Origin of the sequence: Ensifer sp. ENS10, from assembly GCF_014852025.1 — a bacterium.
Taxonomy (GTDB): Bacteria; Pseudomonadota; Alphaproteobacteria; order Rhizobiales; family Rhizobiaceae; genus Ensifer.
Genome location: NZ_JACVAS010000028.1, coordinates 1 through 2,610, shown reverse-complemented (window position 1 = coordinate 2,610; position 2,610 = coordinate 1). Strand labels below are relative to the sequence as shown.

2 protein-coding genes are annotated in these 2,610 nt (G+C 63.3%); both read left to right on the top strand.

The window, feature by feature from the left end; translation table 11 throughout:
- The first annotated feature begins 169 nt into the window (after nt 1-169).
- On the top strand, nt 170-1,705 hold the full coding sequence (istA, locus tag IB265_RS36195) for an IS21 family transposase (protein ID WP_029742513.1): 1,536 nt from the start codon (nt 170-172) through the stop codon (nt 1,703-1,705).
- 14 nt (nt 1,706-1,719) lie between these two features.
- Nucleotides 1,720-2,463, top strand: coding sequence for an IS21-like element helper ATPase IstB (istB, locus tag IB265_RS36190; protein ID WP_192496220.1), 744 nt, complete (start codon nt 1,720-1,722; stop codon nt 2,461-2,463).
- The last annotated feature ends 147 nt before the right edge of the window (nt 2,464-2,610 follow it).

Here is a 2,610-nt window from a genome sequence, read left to right as displayed (position 1 = left end):
TTGCGGATTCCGATCTGAAGCCGGCCACCATTCCGATCAAAATCCGGCCACCGTTCCGATTTGAAGCCGGCCACGATTCCAATCAAAGACCGGCCGGTTTCCGGCTCTGAAGATACCCCTTGGGTCAGCAACTTTGGCATCAAGCTTCCCGGTACACGAGGAGAGTTTGATGCCAGCGAAGAGAAGGCTGACCATGCGACAATTACGACAGATGCTCCGGCTTGCCGGAAGCGGGACAAGCAGCCGAGAGATTGCGGTGATCCTCGGCGTTGCCCGCAGCACCGTCCAGGATAACCTGAAGCGGGCTGCGATGGCGGGGCTGAGCTGGCCATTGCCGGGAGAGCTGACAGACGATGCTCTTGAGTCTCGGCTTTTCGCCCGCGCCGGCGTTAAGCAGGGCCAACGGCGACGTCACGAGCCGAACTGGGCACAGCTCTCTATCGAATTGAAGAAGCCCGGCGTGACACTGCTGATCCTGTGGGAGGAATATCGCAGCGTCCATCCCGATGGTTATGGCTATAGCCGTTTCTGCGAGCTGTTCCGCGGGTTCGAGCAGCGCCTTTCGCCGACGATGCGCCAGGAGCATGCGGCCGGCGACAAGGTCTTCGTCGACTATTCCGGTAAGAGGGTGCCGATCGTCGATCGCAAGACTGGCGAAGTCCGCGAGGCGGAGCTGTTCCTTGGCGTGCTCGGCGCATCGAGCTACACCTTCGCCGAGGTGACCTGGACCCAGACCTTACCGGACTGGGTCGGCTCACATGTGCGCATGTTCGCCTTCTTCGGCGGTGTGCCCCGCCTGGTCGTGCCCGACAATCTGAAGTCCGGCGTCAGCCGCGCCAGCTTCTACGATCCCGAGATCAACCGCAGTTACGGCATGATGGCGTCCCACTATGGTGTCGGCGTTCTGCCGGCCCGACCGCGACGCCCGAAGGACAAAGCGAAGGTCGAGAACGGCATGCGCTTCGCCCAGAGTTGCCTTCTCGGCCGCTTGCGCAAACAGACGTTCTTCTCGCTCGCCGAGGCCAATGCCGCAATCGCCGACGTGCTGGAGCGCATCAACAATCATGTCATGCGCCGGTTGGGTGTCAGCCGCCGCCATCTCTTCGAGACGGTCGAACGCGCGGCGCTCGCAAGCTTGCCCGCCGAGGAGTACGAGTTCGCCGAATGGCGCTTTGCGCGGGTCTCGACGGATTACCATGCCGAGTTCAGGAGCTTCTTCTATTCCGTCCCGCACGCGCTCATTCGTCAGCAGGTCGATATCCGGGCGACCGCGCGAATGATCGAGATCTTCCACCGCGGCAAACGCGTCGCGGTCCATCAGCGCCGCTATGGCGGACCGCGCTATGGAACAGACCCCGCGCACATGCCGAGCTCCCACCGCCGATACGCCGAATGGACGCCGGAGCGCTTCCGGCGCTGGGGCGCGTCCATCGGTCCGCAGACCGAAGGGCTGATCGTCGCCATTCTCGCCAGCCGGCCACATCCCGAGCAAGGCTTCAGAACATGCCTCGGCATCCTGCGCCTCTATCGCGACCTCGGCCGCGAGCGCGCCGAGGTCGTTTCGGCACGGGCCGTCGAGATCGGCGGCCTGACCTGCAAGACGATTGCCTCGCTCATCGCAACCCACAAGGCCCCCAGACATTCCACCGAACCCGCCGCCGTCATGGAACACGCCAATCTGCGTGGCCCCGGCTACTTCCATTGAGGAGACACCTGATAATGCTGACCAATCCCACCATCGACATGCTGCGCGAACTCGGCCTGACAGGCATGGCCAGCGCCTATCAGGAGCTCGAGGCGCAGCCGGAAGCCAGACACCTCGAGCATGGCGAATGGCTCGCTCTGCTGCTCGAACGCGAGGCGACCACGCGCCGCCAGAAGCGCTTCGAGGCAAGGGCTCGCGCCGCGAGGCTGCGCCATGATGCCCAGATCGAGAACATCGACTTCCGCGCCGCCCGCGGCCTCGATCGCAATCTCGTCCTGAAGCTCGCCAACTGCGACTGGATCAGGCACCACCATAGCCTCTTGCTGATCGGACCCGCCGGCGTCGGCAAGAGCTGGCTGGCCTGCGCGCTCGGACACAAGGCATGCCGCGAGGACTTCTCCGTCGCCTATCATCGCCTGCCCAGGCTGTTCGCCACCCTTGCGCTGGCGCGCGGCGACGGCCGATATCCCAAGGTCCTCAAGGCGCTCGCCAGAACCGACCTGCTCATCCTCGACGACTGGGGTCCGGAGAAGCTCAACGACGAGCAGCGGCGCGATCTCCTGGAGATCGTCGAGGACCGCTACGAGAAGCGATCCACCATCGTCACCAGCCAGCTGCCCGTCGATCACTGGTATGACATGATCGGCAATCCTACGATCGCCGATGCAATCCTCGACCGCCTTGTCCACAACGCCTACCGCATCGAACTGCACGGCGAGAGCTTGCGAAAGCAGCGTCAAACACCATCCGCCGCTTGACCGCGCGACAATCACGCGCCATGCAAAACAACGACCCAGGGGAGCATCAACTGGCCGGCTTCAGATCGGAATGGTGGCCGGAATGAAATCGGAATAGGTGGCCGGCTTCGTTTCGGAATCAGCGGCCGACTTCACCGGAATACGCAT